Genomic DNA, 20,209 nt, shown 5'->3' on the forward strand with positions numbered 1-20,209 from the left:
TTTCATCTTCTCTCCCTTATCATCTCCTTAACGCGCAGTAGGAGAAAGCAAAAAATAAAAGGAGATTATGCCAGAAATATCAATGGTAGAACCTGATACTCTGGTACAATCTCCTTTTATGATTTCTTTTGAAAAAGCTGATTTGGGTTTAATACAAGCCCTGCCTATGTGCCCAATCAATCGCATCTTGATGCGTTGTCATCTTTACGTTCTTATAGTTTCCCTCTATTGTACGAGTTGCTGTACCTTCTTTCCAAATATATTTATAACGGAGTTCTATCTCATTTGCACCCGTCTTTAGAAGATAAACATAACTTCCTTTCTGGAAAAGATGATCATCATAGCTGTATAGACCACCAACTGCAGAACCACCAGCAACCCAATCACCGCCCTTTGTTAAGTCAACAATCTGTCCAGCCTGACTCTTAGGAATAAAGAAAGCAACCATTTTACCCGAGATACCCAATGGATAGTTAACACCGATTCTACCTCCAAAATCACTGTAAAGAACAGGACTTACCCCATTATTTACTTCATTATCATCATCACTACCACAAGCACTAAGGCTAAAACACATTACCAATGCAAAAACACTGGATACAAGGACATAAGTCCACTTATGAATACTTTTACGCATATAATTTATTTTTTTTATAGTTAATCTAATTGCAAAGATAGCGCAAATATTGCAAATAAACAAGAAATAAACTACTTTTAAACAGAACTCAACACACATAAATACAAGACTTTACAACTAAAAGTGATCATTATAGCCGATAAAACTTTAATCATACGTTCTCTATTAGAGCGTATTACCCTTAAGCAAGTAAGCGCCTACATCGAATAACCATTAATTACTTTTTGACAGTATGACTCTTTTTTAACAACAAGTTAATATCTCCCCCATCATATATTGCATGGCGATTAGCGCTCAACACCATTAGTGCTTACCAACAACACCACTCGTGCTGAGCATCAACACCACCGCAAAACACTACTAAAAAGCTTACATGAGATTGTTTATTAGACTGCATAAAAGGGTAAACACAAGTACAATTGACAAATAATAAAATTACAAAGAACAAGATATAAATTTTGCATCAAAACTAATCATAATTATGAATTATGGTTTACAAATTGAGAGTTAAAACTAATCATAATTATGAATTCATGGTTTATAAATTGAGAGTTAAAACTAATCATAATTATGAATTATGGTTTACAAATTGAGAGTTAAAACTAATCATAATTATGAATTTTGAATTATGAATTATGAATTAAAACCAATCATAATTATGAATTTTGAATTATGAATTATGAATTAAAACCAATCATAATTATGAATTTTGAATTATGAATTATGAATTAAAACCAATCATAATTATGAATTTTGAATTATGAATTATGAATTAACCACCCTCCTCCTGCCGTTATTCGGCTGATTTTCCGTAACTTTGCAGACAGATAAAAAGAAACAAAAGATGAAGATAGAAGAGCAAATTACCGTTGCTGCACTTGCAGCTGTCAAGGAGTTGTACGGAACAGAAGTTCCTGAAAAGATGATTCAGCTGCAGAAGACACGCAGCGACTTCGAGGGTAACCTCACACTCGTCACCTTCCCACTGCTGAAGACTTCACATAAGAAGCCTGAAGATACCGCACAGGATTTAGGTGAATACCTGAAGAAGAACTGCAAGGCTGTGGCTGACTTCAATGTTGTAAAGGGCTTCCTCAACCTCGTTATTGCGCAAGCAGCATGGACAGGTCTGTTGAATGATATCAATGCTGACGAGAAGTTCGGTGAGAAGCAAGTGACAGACGAGAGTCCATTGGTGATGATCGAATACTCTTCACCTAACACCAACAAGCCACTTCACCTCGGTCACGTTCGTAACAACCTGCTTGGTTGGTCATTGGCACAGATTATGGAAGCCAATGGTAACAAGGTTGTAAAGACGAATATCGTTAATGATCGTGGTATCCACATCTGTAAGTCAATGCTGGCTTGGCAGAAATGGGGCAATGGTATCACACCAGAGCAGGCAGGAAAGAAAGGTGACCACTTGATTGGTGACTTCTACGTACTCTTCGACAAGCACTACAAAGAGGAGTGCAAGCAACTGCAGGAGCAGTATGAGAAAGAGGGATTGACAGCCGATGAGGCAAAAGAAAAGGCTGAGCACGAAGCTCCACTGATTAAGGAAGCACACGACATGCTCGTGAAGTGGGAAGCTAACGACCCTGAGATTCGCGGCTTATGGGAAATGATGAACAACTGGGTATATGCTGGTTTTGATGAGACTTACAAAGCATTGGGCGTTGGTTTCGATAAAATTTACTACGAATCAAGCACTTATCTCGCTGGTAAGAAGAAGGTGGAAGAAGGTCTTGAGAAGGGACTCTTCATCCGTAAGGAAGACAACTCCGTATGGGCTGACCTCACCAACGAGGGTTTGGACCAGAAACTTCTACTGCGTAAGGATGGCACATCGGTTTATATGACACAGGATATTGGTACTGCAGAGATGCGTTTCAATGACTACCCTATCGACAAGATGATTTATGTTGTTGGTAACGAGCAGAACTATCACTTCCAAGTTCTTTCTATCCTCTTGGATCGTTTAGGCTTCAAGTGGGGTAAAGACCTTGTACACTTCTCATACGGTATGGTAGAATTGCCAAACGGTAAGATGAAGAGCCGTGAGGGAACAGTTGTCGATGCAGACGACCTTGTTGCATCAATGATTGAGAATGCGAAGAGTCTTAGCGAGGATAAGGTGAACAAGTTGGAAGGTATCACTGAGGAAGAGAAGAACGAGATTGCACGTATCGTGGGTATGGGTGCGTTGAAATATTTCATCCTTAAGGTCGATGCACGCAAGAATATGCTCTTCAACCCAGAGGAGTCTATCGACTTCAATGGTAACACGGGACCATTCATTCAGTACACTTACGCACGTATCCGCAGCATTCTCCGTAAGGCTGAGGCGCAGAATATCACCTTGCCTGCATCACTCAACGACGATGCTCCACTGAACGACAAGGAGATTGCACTCATCCAGAAACTCAACGACTTTGGTGCTGCTGTCGCTCAAGCTGGTATTGACTATAGCCCAAGCGGTATTGCTAACTACTGCTATGAGCTGACAAAGGAGTTCAACCAGTTCTATCATGACTACAGCATCCTCAACGCTGACACCGAAGCAGAGAAGATTACCCGCCTTGTGATTGCCAAGAATGTGGCTAAGGTCATCAAGAACGGTATGGCATTGCTCGGTATTGAAGTGCCTGAGAGGATGTAAAGCCCCACCCCGACCCTCCCCGAAAGGGGAGGGAGACAAATTGGGTAAGGTGGGATAAAAGTGAGATTTGATTAGGCTATGTACATTTATGAAACGGCTGATGAGATAGAGTATGAACTGCTAAAAGCAAATGCTATCAAGAACAGACAGCACGCTACACAAGCAGAAAATCTACTTTGGTTATACCTAAAAGGAAAACAAAGTGGTCACAAGTTTCGTAGACAACATATCATCAAACAATACATTGCCGACTTCATCAACCTTAAGTATAAACTTATTGTTGAAATTGATGGTAAGTATCATTTTAATGATGAACAGATTATTAAGGATGAGGAACGGACTCGTGACCTTGAGCAATGGGGTTATACTGTCATCCGATTCACAAATGAAGAAATCTTCAACCATCGGGAAGAAGTTATCAAGAAGATTAAAGAAACCATAATGGCAATAGACTCACATAACACGAATCAAGCTGGTGGTGCTCAGCCAAACACACAGACGAGTTCTCAAACAAACACTCAGTCAGCTATCCAACCACAGCAGACTGGGGCTTCCCCCCTTTCGGGGGGATTGAGGGGGGCTGGTGCTTGGGCTGTTGACGCTGCTTGTTCTGGCAATCCGGGACCAATGGAATATCAATGTGTTGACCTACAAACTGGTGCAAGAGTCTTCCATTTTGGTCCAGTTATGGGAACAAACAACATTGGTGAGTTTCTCGCTATTGTTCACGCTTTAGCACTGATGAAGAAGCAAGGTATCAAGGATAAGGTTATTTATAGCGACTCTTATAATGCTATCTTATGGGTGAACAAAAAGCGTTGTAAGACTACATTTGTCCGCAATGCAGAAACTGAAGAACTACATCAAATCATTGCTCGTGCTGAACATTGGCTCCAAACGCATAAAGTAACGACACCTATTATAAAGTGGGAAACGAAGCAGTGGGGTGAGATTCCTGCCGACTTCGGAAGGAAATGAAGCCCCACCCCGACCCTCCCCGAAGGGGGAGGGAGACAAATTCGCGTATGCTTTGATACAGAAAGTCGTTTCGAGAAAAACAATAGAATAAAAAAGCTCCAATAAGTTTTCACTTACTGGAGCTTTTTATTATTTCTCTTAAAACCTTCCTCAACAACCTTATAAAGCGGAATTACATTAGATAGTAGTGGAAAACTATCACAATAAAATTATCCTAACTGGCTTCCGTCAGGCACTCCCCTCCCTTCGGAGGGGTAGGGGGAGGCTTTACTATCCGTAGATAATATTACCGTTCTCGTCCTTATACTCATCGAGACCCTTCTCGTATGTAGCCATAGCGCGAAGACTCATACCTACATTTGAGAAACCACCATCGTGGTAAAGGTTCTGCATTGTCACCTTACGGGTGAGGTCAGAGAACATTACGATACAATAATCAGCACACTCATCAGCACTTGCGTTGCCCAATGGAGACATGCGGTCAGCAAAGTCGAAGAGCTTATCCATACCCTTCACACCAGAACCAGCAGTTGTCATTGTAGGTGACTGAGAAATAGTATTAATACGTACGTGCTTCTCACGACCATAAATATAACCGAAGCTACGACCGATACTCTCCAACAATGCCTTAGCATCAGCCATATCATTGTAACCGTAGAAGGTACGCTGAGCAGCTACATAAGAGAGTGCAAGGATTGAACCATATTCGTTGATAGCATCCAACTTCTTAGCACTCTGAATCATCTTGTGGAATGAAACAGCTGAGATATCGAGTGTACTATCAAGCATCTTATAGTCCAAGTCATCGTATGTACGGTGCTTACGCACGTTTGGTGACATACCGATAGAGTGCAGAACGAAGTCGATCTTACCACCCAAAACCTCCATTGAGCGCTTGAATACGTTCTCCAAGTCCTCAACGTTAGTTGCATCAGCTGGAATAACCTCGCAGTTTAACTTCTCTGACAGTGCATTTACTGTACCCATTCTTACTGCGATAGGAGTATTTGACAAAGTGATTGTTGCACCTTCCTCAACTGCTCTTTCAGCAACTTTCCATGCGATAGACATCTCGTTGAGGGCTCCAAAAATAATACCTCTTTTACCTTTTAATAAGTTGTAACTCATAATGTTCGTTATTCAAATTTGGTGTAAAGGTAAGCAAAAAAGGTTGATTTGCCAAGAAAATACACATAAATTACATCTAAATGCTATCCATAAGTGACAATTTGCACCTTTTCACATTCCCTCACAAGCCGAACTAAGCAAAACACATCACCCTCTTTTCAAACTATCTTAAGCCTATTTTCAACTTCTCAGAACTATCAATATTCAAAAGACTGTCCCCCTTCTTTCACCATCAGAATTATCCTTTCTCAAATTATTTTCATGAAAATAATTATTTTTTTTCATGAAAGAAAATATTTCTTTTCATGAAAATAAATTCTTCTTGTCGTGAAAATAATTCCGAAGTAATAATTATCTGTAGTTGCACTGCAATGCTTTCTTATTAATTCAAGGCGTAAAATCTATTTTATTTTATGCCCATAAGCCTATGCAGCGATGTAACCTTTCATCTCTATTTGTCCTACTTGTCCCTTCTAACAAGGCTACGAACCGCATATATAACGAACATTCCAGTAGAGCCAACCAGTGCCAAAGCCATATCCTTCTGTGCATCCCACATATCACCTTGCTGACCATTATAATAGTCAGCCTCCTCTGCTGTCATGACAATCGTCAGTAACCATTCAAATAGCTCATAAATTAAGCTACCCGTTTGAATCATCATCCATGCCATGACAACAGCAACAAACGACTGTTGTTTTACCCATTTCCTACAAAGATAGACGAAGTAAGGGAACATCAATGCCCCAAAAGAGAAGTGTACTAACCGATCATAATGATTGCGTGGGTCATGGAAAAAACTCGTATCAACCAAACCTAATGATACTGCCCATTCTTTATAGGGTACATAAGAATAAATGTAACGTGCGCCGATAACATGAAGAAGTGTGAAAGCAACGATACCAATAAATGCCGACATTGGTAGCTTCTTTCTAAACACATCTATTATCAGCGGTATCAGCAATAGCACGGTGCCGATATGCTGCAATGTCTGCTCATTCGGATAGATTGGATGAATACAAGTAATGACCGTCACAATCACTACCAACAAAACAAGCGTCAGTTTTATTCTATCTATCATTTTATTATTATACTTTATACATTAACAGAGGGACAAAGATAATTCTTTTTTATAAACCATACTCAAGCCTTGCACAATTCTGTCTCTATTATTAAAAAATTAGCATTTCTATTGCTTTTTTATATAACCTTAATTCCGCAGAACAAAATCTTATAAGAAACCCAAATGCCTATGCGCTTAACGGAAGAACCCCCAAAAAGTCGAAATGACATGGTTTACCAGAATTCATATGTATGTATCTATTTATCTAACATACTAATAATCAACAATAATTTATACGCCATATCCCTGAATCGTTACATCTTTCTTCTATTGCCCTATGGAGCTTGATAAAATTCTCACATAGGATTCAATAAACGTTATATTCTTTCTTCACATCCTGCAGTAATTCCTCTTGTTTTCTTTCCTTCTTGCTCACAATAATCTTCATTGCAAAAGGTTGAGGCAATAAAAGAAATTCTGTTCCTTCACTCATCTTATTTTTCTGACAAGGTTGTGCCTCATAAATTGAGGTAACATTATAAACTTCAACGCCTTTTTTCTTCTTTCCGTCAAACTCTTCCTGAATATAATTAGAATAACGACAACTACTTAGGTAAAAGAAGTTATCCAATGAGCGATACTCTGCCTCAACATCAATCTGCCAATCCTTATATTGATGTCCGTATATAGCATTGATTGTTGAGCGCACAAGTGCATTAGTACGGTGCTGTACATTATAAGCCAACCCCGTAGAACGTTTTGCTCTGAGGATGACATTTTGTAGGGTATCTATACATAAATAGCCCGAATCTTTCCAATCTTTTTTCGACTTGAATAGGAGTCTTACCACATTGACACCCAAACTTTCAGACTCATTATCCACATAGAACCGATGTTCTTTCACAAATTTCTCATCCATATCAGAAACAAAGTCATGATAAAGCGTGTTTTTAAGGTTACTATAGTCACAACCAGCTGACTTATCCTTAAAGGTGATAACATTCTCCAAAGGAGAGATTTCAAAGAGTTCCTTCTTTCTTATCAGTCCCTTACTCAAAAAGCGATATAACACCGTATCGCCCACATTCTGTGTCTGATACTCATATCTTAGAACTCCATTACTTCCATACTTCTTTGCTTTCGTCTTTACAAATTCCATCAACATGGGTTTAATCCATGCTGGCTCGCCCGCAGGACTCACGACAACTTCCGAAAGCAACTGCATACTTTGCTCCATAAACAGTGTATCAGACAATACTTTCACGCTTTCTTTCTGATAGTTTATATGCGAGATCATCAGATTATCAAAAGCAAAATCCACAACGACTCTCCCCTGTTGGTCGCTAAACGTACTCCTCACTTTCCCCATGTAGGTGGTATATACACTTGCTCTGCTCACTGGGATATTATTTGCTTTATCCCAAATAACGAACGCCTTCTGCGCAAATGAAGTCACAGAAAGACATAAAAAGACAATGCTAACGATAGTACGTTTATTCATTTACTATATTAACTTTATTTATTTGCAAAAATCTTTTATCTTCAAGGAACTGCAAGTATCAAAACTTCAAAAGGGTTAGAACTCACCACGCAAAGGTATGAAAAAATAAAAGTACACACAATATTATCTTCTTATATTAGATAAATTATGTACTTATAAACATATTGTATCATAACTATATACGCCCTTTTTTACCATGACATATACACGCTCATGAAATTATTTTCATGAAAAAAAATATTTATCTTCATGAAAAGAAATATTTATTTTCACGACAAAAAATATTTATTTACGTGAAAATAATGCCGAGATAAGCAAATGTAACAAGATAGAATAAGCTATAAAAGAGCTTTCTGATAGAACTTTTCCATTGGAATTAAGGGTTTTATAAATAGTAAAAAGAAGTTGCTATCCATCAACCCCTACATCAGTTTTACACTATACGCTTAACTTTAAATCGGTTATTAGAGATTTACTTCCGCAAAAAATAAAAGTACTATTTCGTTAAACGACAACCTCTCTTCTAACTCTCATAGAATAGCTCCTAACAAACATAAACACAGTTAAGCGGTTTTTGTGCAACTTTTTTTGTTTATGTTGCAAAAAATCTGTACTTTTGCCCTCAACCAAAACAATTGAATATTTAAATAACACATTATTATATTTATGAGTTTGAAAATTGTAGTACTTGCTAAGCAGGTACCTGACACAAGAAATGTGGGCAAAGATGCCATGACAGCCGAAGGAACGGTAAACCGTGCCGCACTGCCTGCCATCTTCAACCCAGAAGACCTAAACGCTTTAGAGCAGGCTCTGAGACTGAAGGATCAGAACCCGGGCTCTACTGTAGGAATCTTAACCATGGGACCTCCACGTGCCGGAGAGATTATCCGACAAGGACTCTATCGTGGTGCTGATACCGGCTGGCTACTTACTGACCGTAAGTTTGCTGGCGCTGACACACTCGCTACTTCTTATGCTTTAGCGATGGCTGTACAGAAAATCGGTGATGTTGACATTATCATCGGTGGACGTCAGGCTATCGATGGTGATACCGCGCAGGTTGGACCACAGGTTGCACAGAAGTTAGGACTCAACCAGGTTACTTACGCAGAGGAAATCCTGAAGATTGAGGATGGCAAGGCTACTATCCGCCGTCATATCGATGGTGGTGTAGAGACGGTTGTTGCTCCATTGCCAGTTCTTGTCACAGTAAACGGTACTGCTGCTCCTGCACGTCCTTGCAATGCCAAACTCGTGATGAAGTACAAGTATGCTACTTGTCCTATGGAGCGCAAAGGCGATGAACCTTGGACACAACTCTACGAGGAGCGTCCTTACCTCACACTGAACCAGTGGTCAGTTGCCGATGTCAATGGCGACGAGGCACAATGTGGTTTGAGTGGTTCACCTACAAAGGTTAAGACTGTACAGAATATTGTCTTCCAAGCTAAGGAGAGCAAGACACTCACCGGTTCAGACGAGGATGTAGAGGGACTCATCCAAGAACTATTAGGAGAGAAGATTATTGGTTAAAAAAACGACTGAGCAACTAACCAACCGACTAACAAGTCAACCGACTGACCCCTCCCCCTTACCCCTCCCCCAGAGGGAGGGGCGTAGAATGTTCTGATGCTTTATACATTAACTACGGACAAATTATATCGGGGAAAGCAGCTTTTGTTATTTTTAACAAAATCGCTGCACAACAGCAAGTGACACATTTCACTCCCCTCCCTTTGGGGGAGGGGTAAGGGGGAGGGGCCAGTTGGGACCAGTTGGGACCAGTTAGTTGGATTAGTATGTGGTCGAAGATTTGATTTATGAACAACGTATTTGTATATTGCGAAATAGAGGAAACCACCGTACAGGAGGTTTCACAGGAGCTGCTGACCAAGGGTCGCAAGCTCGCAAATGAGTTAGGTGTGGAACTCCATGCCATCGCTGCTGGTAGTGGTATTAAGGGAAAGGTAGAAGACCAAATCCTGCCATACGGCGTAGACAAACTCTTTGTCTTTGATGGTGAGGGACTCTTCCCTTACACATCAGCACCACACACAGACATTCTTGTAAACCTCTTCACTGAAGAGAAACCACAGATCTGTTTGATGGGTGCTACAGTTATCGGTCGTGACCTCGGTCCACGTGTGTCATCTTCATTGACCAGTGGTCTTACTGCCGATTGTACTCAGCTTGAGATTGGTGACTACGAAGATAAGAAAGCAGGTAAACGTTATGAGAACCTGCTCTATCAGATTCGTCCTGCCTTCGGTGGTAACATCGTAGCAACCATCGTCAACCCTGACCACCGTCCACAGATGGCTACTGTACGCTCTGGCGTTATGCAGAAAGCTATTTATGAAGGTGAAGCTAAGAAAGAGGTTGTCTACCCAGACGTTACAAAGTATGTACCAGAGGTTGATTATGTGGTTAAGGTTATCGACCGTCATGTTGAGCCAGCACAGAACAACCTAAAGGAAGCATCTATCGTTATCGGTGGTGGCTATGGTGTAGGATCTAAAGAAGGCTTCGACTTACTCTTTAAGTTGGCTAAAGAACTTCATGGAGAGGTTGGTGCCAGCCGTGCTGCCGTTGATGCAGGTTGGGTAGACCACGATCGTCAGATTGGTCAGACTGGTGTCACCGTTCATCCAAAGGTTTACATTGCTTGTGGTATCTCTGGTCAGATTCAGCACATCGCTGGTATGCAGGACAGTGGTATCATCATCTCTATCAACAACGACCCCGATGCTCCTATCAATACCATTGCCGACTATGTCATCAATGGCTCTGTTGAGGAGGTTGTTCCGAAGTTGATAAAGTATTATAAGCAGAATAGTAAGTAAAGCCAGCTGACTGAACAACTAACTGGCCCCCCCCTTGCCCCTCCCCCGAAGGGAGGGGAGTAAAATGCGAAAAGGGAATAAGAGGACTACTGTCGCTAAATACTTATTATCACAAGAGGCATAGCGTGTATAATCATTGACTAACTACCAACCTATGACTAAAGTTAATAGAAAGAAATGCACTTACAAGACGGCTTCACCTGACAGATACCATATCCTAAAGGAATTTGCCAAGGAGAATCGGAAAGAGATGACATTAGCAGAAGAGATTCTTTGGAATGAACTGAAAGGGATGAGAGGTGACTGCCATTTCAGAAGACAACATCCAATAGGTGACTTCATTGTAGACTTTGCCTGTCTTTCACAAAACTTAGTCATAGAAGTAGATGGGGTCTACCATAAGCAACCGCTACAAGAGGTAGATGATGAAACAAGAACAGAATATCTCAACGAAATGGGCTTTAATGTGCTTAGATTCACCAACGAAGAGATATACACGGACATTGACAATGTGATAGAACAAATAACCGAATTTATAAACAACGAATAAAAAGAGTCCCCTAACCATAGGAAATAGTACATTCTACTCCCCTCCCTTCGGGGGAGGGGCAAGGGGGAGGGGCCGCTTTTACATTTTTTATCATGGCAAATTATTATACTGACCACCCAGAAATAGCGTTTCACTTGGAGCATCCATTGATGAAACGCATCGTAGAACTGAAAGAGCGTAACTACGCTGATGCTGCGACACACGCTGATGCACCGGTAAACTATGAGGATGCTATCGAAAACTACAAGCGCATCTTGGATATCACTGGTGACATTACAGCAAACATTATTGCACCTAACTCGGAGTCTGTTGACCTTGAAGGTCCACACCTCATCGACAACCGTATGCACTATGCCAGCAAGACCTTGGAGAATATTCAAGCTACACGTCAGGCTGGATTGTGGGGTGTTTCTATGCCTCGTCGCTATGGCGGACTGAACCTACCAAACGTTGTCTTCTCTATGATGTCTGAGCTTATCGCTGCAGCCGATGCTGGTTTCCAGAATATCTGGTCACTGCAATCTTGTATCGACACCCTCTATGAGTTTGGTGACGAGGAGCAGTGTCAGAAATATATCCCACGTATCTGTGCTGGTGAGACAATGTCAATGGACCTCACCGAGCCTGATGCTGGTTCTGACCTTCAGCGTGTAATGCTCAAGGCTACCTTCGACGAAAAGGAGAACTGCTGGCGATTGAATGGTGTGAAGCGTTTCATCACCAATGGCGACTCTGACATCCACCTCGTCCTTGCACGTTCAGAAGAAGGCACACGCGATGGTCGTGGACTTTCAATGTTCATCTATGACAAGCGTAACGGCGGTGTTGACGTACGCCATATTGAGCATAAACTTGGTATCCACGGCTCTCCTACCTGCGAACTTGTTTACAAGAATGCAAAGGCAGAGCTCTGTGGTAGCAGCCGAATGGGTCTTATCAAGTACGTAATGGCATTGATGAATGGTGCTCGCCTCGGTATCGCAGCACAGTCTGTAGGTCTTGAGCAAGAGGCTTATAACGAGGGATTGGCTTACGCTAAGGACCGTGCACAGTTCGGAAAGAAGATTGTCAACTTCCCTGCTGTCTACGATATGCTCTCTCGTATGAAGGCAAAACTCGACGCAGGTCGTTCCCTCTTGTACCAGACTGCTCGCTATGTTGATATCTACAAAGCATTGGAAGATATTGCACGCGACGAGAAACTCACTGCTGAAGAACGTCAGGAGATGAAGAAGTACACTCGCCTTGCTGATGCCTTCACACCATTGGCAAAGGGTATCAACTCTGAGTATGCTAACCAGACAGCCTACGACTCTATCTCTATCCACGGTGGTTCGGGCTTCATTATGGAATACAAGTGTCAGCGTTTGTATCGTGATGCACGTATCTTCTCTATCTACGAGGGTACAACACAGCTGCAGGTTGTTGCTGCCGTGCGCTACATCACTAACGGCACTTACCTTTCTATCATGAAAGAAATGCTCGAAGCTGAACTTGCTTGCGACTGCATGAAGGGTCTGCGTGAGCGTGTAGCTAAACTCGTCCAGCTCTATGAAGAAGCTGTTGAGAAGGTAAACGCAAGCGACAATCAGGATGTTCACGACTTCCTCGCACGTCGTCTTTACAATATGACTGCCGACATCATCGGTTCTCTCCTCCTCATCGAAGATGCTGCTAAGGCACCAGACCTCTTCAAGAAATCTGCTCATGTCTTCGTTCGCATGGCTGAGGAAGAGGTTATCGGTCACACAGCTTATATCAAGGCTTTCAACGCTGAAGACCTTGAGCAGTTTAAGGCTGTGGAAGAAGAGACCGCAGAAGCGTAATCCGTTATTAGGATTAACATCATACAAAAGCAACCGAGCGTAATGCTTGGTTGCTTTTTTCGTTGTAAAACAGCCTCTAACAAAGCAGATTAAGAGCAATTATCGACTAATCTTAAAGCTAATAGCCTTAAAACTCTGCAAAGGTAGCACAATAAATAAGGAGAAACAATGCTGAAATAATTATAAATATTAGTAGTTATCTGCCTATTTATAACTATCTTTGTCACTGTTATTAAAAGGAGAAAACAAGATGAAGAAATATTTTAGGGCAAGTATGTTGCTGATGGGCTTATTGTTTATCCAGTCAACAACAGCATCCGCACAATGCCCCATCAAGGAGCAGATAATGAATGGAGACGATAACGGAGAAGGTCTGGAAAAAGCTAAACGAGAACGAGATAAGACTCCTATCAGCCACACGCTGATTATCTTCTTTGACAAGAGGACTGGCAGCAAACCACTATTAAAAGCTATCAAGAAGCAGGGCTGCACCCTACTCTATAAATACAAGGAGTTTAGCGGAGTAGCTGTTAAAGTTGATGAGAAGCACGATATTGACAAAGCCATTGCCGACTTCAAGAAAGTAAAAGGCGTAACAAGCGTGAACAAAGACGGAATCATGCAGACACAATAGGACTGGCTTAATTCATAATTCATAATTCATAATTATGATTACCATTGTCTGCTGTATTTATTACTGTGGATGAAGATAGGAATCCAAAGTTCATAATTATGAATACCGTTGTCTGATGTATTTATTACTGTGGATGAAGATAGGAATTCAAAGTTCATAATTATGAATACCGTTGTCTGATATATTTATTACTGTGGATGAAGATAGGAATTCAAAGTCCATAATTATGATTACCATCGTCTGCTGTATTTATTACTGTGGATGAAGATAGGGTAATTCTAAGAGAAAACAGAAAGCATTATGACATAGCATTTAGCTGCTCTATCAGAAAGAAATAGTTGTGAAGATAATAAATTTATCGTATATTTGCAGCAGGATTGTCCAATACTTCTATAATGAGATTTTTATAATGCTAAACAAAGTTACTATAGATGGATACAAGTCTATCCAACACGTAGACTTGGAATTGAGACCGATTAATATATTGATTGGTTCAAATGGTGTTGGCAAAACTAACTTCATTTCTTTCTTCAGACTGATAAACATCATCTATGAGCAACGATTGCACAACTATACGATGCAGAACAGTGCAGAAAGACTATTCCACTATGGCCGAAAGCAAACAAAAGAACTGAAAGGCTATCTGGAGTTTGGCGACAATGCTTATGGCGTCATTCTTCAGGCACGGGACAACGGAAGTCTGTTCATTGCCGAAGAAAGCAGCTACTACCAATCAAGCTGTTACAGTATGTCTAATATAGATGAAAGCTATATTAAAGATTCAACGATCTATAGAGACAAGTGGCTGAGAGAATACCTTCAAAGTTATAAAATTTTCCACTTCCATGACACAAGTAAAGGTGCACCGTTGAGAAGTAGTGCAAATATCAACGACAACCGTTTTCTCAAGACAGACGGGAGTAACCTCCCTGCCTTTCTCTATATGCTGCAAGAGAAATATCCCAAGACACTGAAAAGGATAGAACTGACGATTCGTTCTGTTATGCCTTACTTTGGAAACTTCTCTTTGTCACCATCTCTACTTGATGAAAGCCAAATCAACCTACAGTGGAATGATATGGAGAATAACGAGAAATATTTCGATGCTAATGATTTATCTGATGGTAGTATACGATTCATCGCTCTTGCTACACTCTTGCAACAACCTGTCTTGCCCAAAGTTATTATCATTGACGAACCAGAACTGGGTCTACACCCAACAGCTATCGTCAAGCTGGCTGGTATGATAAAATCTGTTGCCTCCAGAGATTGTCAGGTTATCATATCCACACAGTCTGTAAACCTTATCAACAACTTTGATGCTGACGATATTATCACTGTAGACCGCAAGGATAAGCAATCTACTTTCAAGAGACTGAACAGCGATACATTAAAAAGCTGGTTAGACGATTATTCTTTAGGAGAATTATGGACTAAAAGTGTGATTAACGGACAACCAACATTACTATGAAAAGACTGGTGATAATAGTAGAAGGCGAAACGGAAGAAAGTTTCGTCAACAATATACTTTGCCCTTATTTCTGTTCAAAAGGGCTATATAATACCATACAATGCTTCAAGACAAAACACTCTCATGGGGGGATTTCCAAATACTCTTACATCAAAAAGGACATTCTCAATACAATATACGAAAAAGATGTAGTCGTATCAATGATGATAGATTTCTATCGCCTACCTTCAGACTTTCCTGGCTTCAATGACTTGAAAGCGACGCAAACACACAAGGAACAAGCAAGTCTACTCGAAACAGAAATAAAGAAAGACTTAGAAGACACTCAAAAACATCAATTCGACAATTTCATCCCCTATATCCAACTTCATGAATTTGAGGCTTTGGTGTTTGCTTCCATCAAAGGTATAGACATCCTATTTGAAAGGGAAGAGATGGATTATAAAGGATTAATGAATGTCATCGAAGAGCATCCTAACCCCGAAGAGATTAATAACCATCCTGCCACGGCTCCTTCCATGCGATTGAAAAAACTTATCCCCGGCTACAATAAAGTGTTACATGGAATAGAAATCATCAAGACCATGGGAATGCCTGAACTACTCGAGAAATGTCCCAGATTCAAAACATGGGTAGAAAGCATGGAAGAAGCCCTTAAATAAAAGGATAACACTTCCATACTTTTCACACTATCCTCCTACCGACTCATTGTCAACACAACCTCTTTTCCTTTCTTCAGATTTACAGTTCCGCTATAAACCATATTGTCTTTGCTGATTTGTTTGTCAGCGGTAGTATGATATACTTCCAGTTGATAATTACCTGAAACGATATTCTGCATTTTGAAGTCGACATCATAGCGACAGAGGCAGTTTGTCAGCATATCCTTGTCAGGATACAGAATGAGGATAATCTTCCCCTCACTGCTGCCTACTCCTACATGGAACAGGTCTATAGCACAGTTATCCATGAAGTCTTCAAAACGTCCATTAACGATGTTATCTGCACCGAAGCTGAGGCGCAACACAGACTTCTGTCCTACAAAACTATTATAGTACTCAGGACGAGAATCCAACAAAGAAGCAGATGCCTTACAGCCTGATGACTTTACATCACTTACTCCAATACTCCCGACAACAGCGTTTTCCGTTGAGCAGGCTGTCAATGACATGAACAGGCAGAAAACTGCCAGACGGTTGATTACTTTCCAATATTTCATATTGTTTCCATTTAAAGGTTAGTAAATCGAAAAGAAATGTATATTGCAAATATAATCCTTTTTTTGTAAAACTTCAAATTTTCTACGCTTTAAAGAATAATTCTCATTAGTTTATGGCAAAAAAGTTTTTCGATGTGCTATATATTCATTTTCTTTAGTTATTTGTTTCTCCATCGTTCTGTAGTGTTACAATAATTTGGATGTGCCTTTCTCCTTCCAAACAGCTCTCGGTTTTGATGTCTTCAATATTCATGATATCTATTATGGAATTAAGAATTTCCAAGATAATGTAATGGGCGACTACTTCTTGGAACCAGGTGACTATCTGAAATAGTCTTCTGTAAGTCTTGATTACCAAGTTCCCTAAATAAAGACGTATTGTTTACTATTGGTAATATAAGTCTTTTTTAGCAGTAGGTTGTTTCTACTTTGACAATATATTATGCACTGTTTGATGCTTAGCAGCATTGGTACTTACCAAGAACACGACGTGTGTTGGGTATGCGCACCACATGTGTTGGGCATGTACACATAGAATGAAGATGGGAAGTAGGGATTATCATTAAATGACATGTAGAAAGGACTAAATGACCATATGATTAGGTATAATGGGTGATGGGTGTTGAGTATTAGGTGATAATGTTTACCTCTCTGTACTCTACTTTTCTCTGTATGTCCTATTATATCGGGAGACTTACTTTCATCACTCCATATTTCGGGAGAACCAGAAAAGTATCTATGTCAATTAGTCGATTTCATTTTACAGAGTAATTCATAAACTAAACTTCCTGTCATTTCTGTCACTCATGGTAGATACTTAAATTGTTATATTACAACAAGATACATGAAATGTTAAAAATGACAGCAACTTAATACAAAACTATTCTTTGATTTTATGTGACAATATCTTTCTTATTTGGGAATGCTTATCATTCCATAGTATGGAAGGGCTTTTTTATAATTAGCTTTTGTATACCATTCCACTTTTTTTCTACTGAGTCGTTTTCTTGTATTCCTTTTGTTTTTACTGTATAAAACAAAGTAGCCGCATTACCATCGTTAGGTAATGCGGCTGAAGCATTAGATTCAATAAAATAATTCAGAGAGTATATTAGAGTTTGACGCTGAGTCCTACATACCATGTTGCACCATAAACAGGGGCATACATGAAGGCAGCATCGTCTGTGTGCTTCTCGTCCTGAATATAGCTAAAGATGTTCTTAGCACCTGCATAGACAGTACACATACCGAAACGCTTTGCTGCACGGCAGTTGAAGAGCATGAAGGTGTTTGTCTTCTTAATCTTTGATGTTGCACCATTGTCCTCAGAGTTATAGTCAATGTACATTCTTCCCTGCAATGAACTTGTGAGAGAGAAGCTCCAAGTGCCGGGAGTATAATCGAGGTCGATGTCGCCAGTCATTGCTGGGAAACGTGAGATGTTACGGCTTTCCTTTGCATATTGTAGACGCTGTGGGAATTCCTTTACTGTCTCGTCGTTAGGGTCTGACCAGTCTGCACGCTCGTGCTTGAACTTACCTTGATTGAATGTCCAATTAACGCCAGCTGTGAAGTTGCGGAAGAGGTTTGCCTTTGCACCTAATTCTACACCTTGTACGTATGCATCGTCAACATTCTCCCACTGATAAGAATAACCGAACTTCTTAACCTCGTCATCTGCTGGAGAGAACTGAATCTTATCTTTCAAGTTAGTGCGGAAGATATTAATGCTGAACTGATACTTCTTTGCATAATAGTCAGCTGAGAGGTTGTAGCTGATAGCACGCTCACCCTTGAGGTTAGATGATTTCCAAACACGTGGAGAACCACTACAGAGGTGGAGGTCCTCAGAAAATCCGTAAGGTGCACGGAAACCACTACCTACATTGGCACGAAGTACGAGAGAAGGAGTCAGTTCGTATTTGATAGCAATACGTGGATTGACTGTTGTCTTGCTGAACTTTGTTGTTGGGAAGGCACTGTCTGAGACCTTTACGCTGGTAGTATATTCTTCGCCAGAGCTATGAGAATCAATACGGATGCCCGGTACAACGGTCAATTTTGGAGTTACGTTCCACTCATCCTGTACGAAGAATCCAATCTCGTTGGCATGTTTCTTACCGATTGAAGTATAAGGAACGCCATAGTAAGGACTTGTCTTTTCGTCCTCAGCAGAGATAACGTAGAGTCCAGTCTCACGCAAACGAGTGAAGTAACCCTGTACACCACCAAGCAGTGTGTGGTTGTTAAGGATAGAAGTAAAGGTGAGTGATGGTGTCACCGTATTCTCCTTTGCAATGTATGGACGCATCATAGAAACGTCAGGTTCTGCACCGTCCTCATCTGGATGTGCTGGATCCTTATGAGAATCCATGTAGTCATGGAGGAAGGTGTCGTTTGTTGCCTGTCGCTTATGATATACGTAAGCTGTTGTAAGATTCAATTCTGAATGCTTGCCGATAGGTAAGGTGTAAGCGAGGTCGGCAGAAAGACGGTTGGTACGAATGTCCTCTGTACCGTCTGTGTATGGGTTCAGATATTGATCATTTGTCATAACACCACCGAAACGGTGCTCATCAATCGCTTTACCACGCAAAACGAGTTTGTCGTTCTTCGCAAAAGGCTGGTAGAAGTAAAGACTGAATCCAAGGTTGTTCACCGTCTCATCTACACGGTCAGAGATACCATCCTTGTTCTTTACTTCTTTACGTGTAAGTCCATTCTGTGTGCGGTCGATAGCATCCATCTGTGTACGCTGTGCGAATACACTCAGACCGATGTTGTTATAACGCATAGAACCAGAGCCCTTATAGCTCTTGAAGCCAAAGTTACCAAACTGGATATCTCCACTAACAGATGGTTCAAAGGTTGGTTCCTTTGAGATGATGTTGATTGCACCAGCAACGGCACTACTTCCATAGAGGGCAGAGCCTGCACCCTTTACCACTTCGAGGCGGTCGATATCATTGGTTCCAATCTGCTGCAAGCCGTATACACCAGCAAGACCAGAGTAGATTGGCTCACCATCAATGAGTACCTGGGTGTGTTCTGCACCCAAGCCTTGCATACGTACTTCAGAGAAGTTACAGAACTGACATTGCTGTTCTACGCGGATACCTGGAACACCTTCAAGTGCTTCATATAAGTTTTGAGCGTTCTTCTTAGTAATAGCCTGTGATGTCAGAACCTCTGTACGGATAGGCACGTCCTTTACAAAGTGGCTGGTACGAGTACCAGTTACAACAACCTGACTTAACTCTAATGGGTCTTTTTCCAGTTCAAAGTAAGCTCCAGAACCCTTGTTAGCTTCCATGTTGACTTCGATTTCCTGCTGCTGATAACCAACAAGTGTAGCAATGATAATCTGCTTTCCAACAGGGAGGTTGCTTAGTTTGAAGTGTCCAGTGGCATCGCACTGTGTTTTAAGGTTGGTACCTTTTACTTGGATTACGGCATGAGCAAGGTGTTGTCCACCTTCTTTTGCCTTTACATCACCGAAGAGCATAGCGTCGGTGTTCTGTGCCATGGTTGCAATAGAACATAACATGGCAGTCAAGATTAGTAAATATTTTTTCATTGTGTTATTATATGGTTTGTAAATAACCATGCAAAGGTATTTTGTTTTTATGAATCTAACAATACCTATTAGTGGGTATTTTTAAGTTGTAGTTGTTTTTTTTAACCTAATTTT

At 40.7% G+C, this 20,209-nt stretch carries 16 protein-coding genes and 1 pseudogene; 11 read left to right on the forward strand and 6 right to left on the reverse strand.

Annotated elements, in window-relative coordinates; all coding sequences use genetic code 11:
- Positions 1-148: 148 nt before the first annotated feature.
- A complete protein-coding gene (locus J5A56_RS06255) occupies positions 149-637 on the reverse strand; it encodes a hypothetical protein (protein ID WP_036920048.1) in 489 nt (162 codons plus the stop codon).
- Positions 638-1,481: 844 nt separating this feature from the next.
- Between J5A56_RS06255 and argS the strand changes: the two genes are divergently transcribed.
- The 3 genes and pseudogenes from argS to J5A56_RS13845 all read left to right on the forward strand — a co-directional run bounded on the left by argS (position 1,482) and on the right by J5A56_RS13845 (position 4,280).
- Positions 1,482-3,302: an arginine--tRNA ligase gene (gene argS / locus J5A56_RS06260; RefSeq protein WP_036920231.1), complete on the forward strand. Its 1,821-nt coding sequence runs from the start codon at positions 1,482-1,484 to the stop codon at positions 3,300-3,302.
- A 78-nt stretch (positions 3,303-3,380) separates the two neighbouring features.
- Positions 3,381-3,731, forward strand: a pseudogene (locus tag J5A56_RS13840) (endonuclease domain-containing protein); the annotation flags it as partial.
- Positions 3,732-3,743: 12 nt separating this feature from the next.
- A complete protein-coding gene (locus tag J5A56_RS13845) occupies positions 3,744-4,280 on the forward strand; it encodes an RNase H family protein (protein WP_349251578.1) in 537 nt (178 codons plus the stop codon).
- A gap of 270 nt (positions 4,281-4,550) precedes the next feature.
- Here J5A56_RS13845 and J5A56_RS06270 read toward each other — a convergent pair whose 3' ends face one another.
- The 3 genes from J5A56_RS06270 to J5A56_RS06280 all read right to left on the reverse strand — a co-directional run bounded on the left by J5A56_RS06270 (position 4,551) and on the right by J5A56_RS06280 (position 7,972).
- Positions 4,551-5,408, reverse strand: coding sequence for an enoyl-ACP reductase FabI (locus J5A56_RS06270; RefSeq protein ID WP_021672625.1), 858 nt, complete (start codon positions 5,406-5,408; stop codon positions 4,551-4,553).
- Positions 5,409-5,868: 460 nt separating this feature from the next.
- Entirely contained in the window at positions 5,869-6,489 is a 621-nt protein-coding gene (locus J5A56_RS06275) for a DUF2238 domain-containing protein (protein WP_021672626.1), read from the reverse strand.
- A gap of 349 nt (positions 6,490-6,838) precedes the next feature.
- Entirely contained in the window at positions 6,839-7,972 is a 1,134-nt protein-coding gene (locus J5A56_RS06280) for a hypothetical protein (RefSeq protein WP_021672627.1), read from the reverse strand.
- 666 nt (positions 7,973-8,638) lie between these two features.
- On the opposite strand from J5A56_RS06280, the gene J5A56_RS06285 reads away from it, so the two are divergent.
- From J5A56_RS06285 to J5A56_RS06315, 7 genes are all read left to right on the forward strand, one after another.
- The gene (locus tag J5A56_RS06285; RefSeq protein WP_021672628.1) at positions 8,639-9,508 is read left to right on the forward strand and encodes an electron transfer flavoprotein subunit beta/FixA family protein; all 870 of its coding nucleotides are present in this window, start codon (positions 8,639-8,641) and stop codon (positions 9,506-9,508) included.
- Positions 9,509-9,795: 287 nt separating this feature from the next.
- Positions 9,796-10,818, forward strand: coding sequence for an electron transfer flavoprotein subunit alpha/FixB family protein (locus J5A56_RS06290; RefSeq protein ID WP_021672629.1), 1,023 nt, complete (start codon positions 9,796-9,798; stop codon positions 10,816-10,818).
- A 154-nt stretch (positions 10,819-10,972) separates the two neighbouring features.
- Positions 10,973-11,368 carry an endonuclease domain-containing protein gene (locus J5A56_RS06295; protein ID WP_021672630.1) on the forward strand — a complete coding sequence of 132 codons (396 nt, stop codon included), beginning with the start codon at positions 10,973-10,975 and terminating at the stop codon, positions 11,366-11,368.
- Between the two features lie 92 nt (positions 11,369-11,460).
- Positions 11,461-13,194: an acyl-CoA dehydrogenase family protein gene (locus tag J5A56_RS06300; RefSeq protein ID WP_021672631.1), complete on the forward strand. Its 1,734-nt coding sequence runs from the start codon at positions 11,461-11,463 to the stop codon at positions 13,192-13,194.
- A gap of 250 nt (positions 13,195-13,444) precedes the next feature.
- Positions 13,445-13,828, forward strand: coding sequence for a hypothetical protein (locus tag J5A56_RS06305; protein ID WP_021672633.1), 384 nt, complete (start codon positions 13,445-13,447; stop codon positions 13,826-13,828).
- Positions 13,829-14,237: 409 nt separating this feature from the next.
- A complete protein-coding gene (locus tag J5A56_RS06310) occupies positions 14,238-15,299 on the forward strand; it encodes an AAA family ATPase (protein WP_021672635.1) in 1,062 nt (353 codons plus the stop codon).
- Positions 15,296-15,961 (forward strand): DUF4276 family protein, encoded by a 666-nt coding sequence (locus J5A56_RS06315; RefSeq protein ID WP_021672636.1) that lies wholly within the window; start codon positions 15,296-15,298, stop codon positions 15,959-15,961. Before J5A56_RS06310 ends, J5A56_RS06315 begins: the two co-directional genes overlap by 4 nt.
- 35 nt (positions 15,962-15,996) lie before the next feature.
- Here J5A56_RS06315 and J5A56_RS06320 read toward each other — a convergent pair whose 3' ends face one another.
- A complete protein-coding gene (locus J5A56_RS06320; protein WP_021672637.1) occupies positions 15,997-16,518 on the reverse strand; it encodes a hypothetical protein in 522 nt (173 codons plus the stop codon).
- 202 nt (positions 16,519-16,720) lie between these two features.
- On the opposite strand from J5A56_RS06320, the gene J5A56_RS13740 reads away from it, so the two are divergent.
- Complete coding sequence (locus J5A56_RS13740) at positions 16,721-16,852, forward strand: hypothetical protein (protein WP_282958293.1); 132 nt, start codon at positions 16,721-16,723, stop codon at positions 16,850-16,852.
- A 777-nt stretch (positions 16,853-17,629) separates the two neighbouring features.
- On the opposite strand, the gene J5A56_RS06325 is transcribed toward J5A56_RS13740, so the two are convergent.
- Complete coding sequence (locus J5A56_RS06325; RefSeq protein WP_036920233.1) at positions 17,630-20,095, reverse strand: TonB-dependent receptor; 2,466 nt, start codon at positions 20,093-20,095, stop codon at positions 17,630-17,632.
- Between the last annotated feature and the right edge of the window lie 114 nt (positions 20,096-20,209).

The sequence above is a fragment of the Prevotella melaninogenica genome (assembly GCF_018128065.1).
GTDB lineage: Bacteria > Bacteroidota > Bacteroidia > Bacteroidales > Bacteroidaceae > Prevotella.

Bases quoted from the DNA above. Each gene is read 5' to 3' on its own strand.
- J5A56_RS06255 (WP_036920048.1), bottom strand. From the start codon at position 637: ATGCGTAAAAGTATTCATAAGTGGACTTATGTCCTTGTATCCAGTGTT.
- argS (WP_036920231.1), top strand. From the start codon at position 1,482: ATGAAGATAGAAGAGCAAATTACCGTTGCTGCACTTGCAGCTGTCAAG.
- J5A56_RS13845 (WP_349251578.1), top strand. From the start codon at position 3,744: ATGGCAATAGACTCACATAACACGAATCAAGCTGGTGGTGCTCAGCCA.
- J5A56_RS06270 (WP_021672625.1), bottom strand. From the start codon at position 5,408: ATGAGTTACAACTTATTAAAAGGTAAAAGAGGTATTATTTTTGGAGCC.
- J5A56_RS06275 (WP_021672626.1), bottom strand. From the start codon at position 6,489: ATGATAGATAGAATAAAACTGACGCTTGTTTTGTTGGTAGTGATTGTG.
- J5A56_RS06280 (WP_021672627.1), bottom strand. From the start codon at position 7,972: ATGAATAAACGTACTATCGTTAGCATTGTCTTTTTATGTCTTTCTGTG.
- J5A56_RS06285 (WP_021672628.1), top strand. From the start codon at position 8,639: ATGAGTTTGAAAATTGTAGTACTTGCTAAGCAGGTACCTGACACAAGA.
- J5A56_RS06290 (WP_021672629.1), top strand. From the start codon at position 9,796: ATGAACAACGTATTTGTATATTGCGAAATAGAGGAAACCACCGTACAG.
- J5A56_RS06295 (WP_021672630.1), top strand. From the start codon at position 10,973: ATGACTAAAGTTAATAGAAAGAAATGCACTTACAAGACGGCTTCACCT.
- J5A56_RS06300 (WP_021672631.1), top strand. From the start codon at position 11,461: ATGGCAAATTATTATACTGACCACCCAGAAATAGCGTTTCACTTGGAG.
- J5A56_RS06305 (WP_021672633.1), top strand. From the start codon at position 13,445: ATGAAGAAATATTTTAGGGCAAGTATGTTGCTGATGGGCTTATTGTTT.
- J5A56_RS06310 (WP_021672635.1), top strand. From the start codon at position 14,238: ATGCTAAACAAAGTTACTATAGATGGATACAAGTCTATCCAACACGTA.
- J5A56_RS06315 (WP_021672636.1), top strand. From the start codon at position 15,296: ATGAAAAGACTGGTGATAATAGTAGAAGGCGAAACGGAAGAAAGTTTC.
- J5A56_RS06320 (WP_021672637.1), bottom strand. From the start codon at position 16,518: ATGAAATATTGGAAAGTAATCAACCGTCTGGCAGTTTTCTGCCTGTTC.
- J5A56_RS06325 (WP_036920233.1), bottom strand. From the start codon at position 20,095: ATGAAAAAATATTTACTAATCTTGACTGCCATGTTATGTTCTATTGCA.